1 protein-coding gene is annotated in these 484 nt (G+C 41.1%); it reads left to right on the top strand.

What is annotated here, in order from left to right:
- The first annotated feature begins 56 nt into the window (after positions 1-56).
- The gene (locus AB4653_RS26005) at positions 57-374 is read left to right on the top strand and encodes a DUF2007 domain-containing protein (RefSeq protein ID WP_009846350.1); all 318 of its coding nucleotides are present in this window, start codon (positions 57-59) and stop codon (positions 372-374) included.
- Positions 375-484 lie beyond the last annotated feature (110 nt).

The raw sequence follows: 484 nt of genomic DNA on the forward strand, positions 1-484 counted from the left end.
TAGCTAAGTAGCTAAGTAACTTAATAACGCATGCAGCCAAATAAGGTTCTATTTCAATGAAAATCTTCAGTGCATCGAATCCAACAGAAGCTCATATCATCTGTGGATTGTTAGAAAGTGAGAATATTGCGTGTGAAGTCCGTGGTGAGGGTTTGTTTGGTTTAAAAGGTGAAATCCCATTTACCGAAGATACAGACCCTTACGTATGGTTATATGAGCCAGAACTCGCTAGTAAAGCCCGCACGATCGTCAATGACTACCAAAAACAGCAAGATTCGATCATCTATGAAGAGTGGCGTTGTGGTGAGTGTCATGAAATCAATGAAGCACAATTCGGGTCTTGTTGGCAGTGCGGCGCTGCTTCGCCTGAATAGCAAAGTTTCAGTTATTACAGACACGATTCGGTCAAATACCTCCTCCAAATAAAAACGGGAAGCTAAATTAGCTTCCCGTTTTTATTTTAATTCTATTGGATCATCGAGCC

Source organism: Vibrio sp. 10N.222.48.A3 (genome assembly GCF_041475345.1).
Classification (GTDB): Bacteria; Pseudomonadota; Gammaproteobacteria; order Enterobacterales; family Vibrionaceae; genus Vibrio; species Vibrio tasmaniensis_A.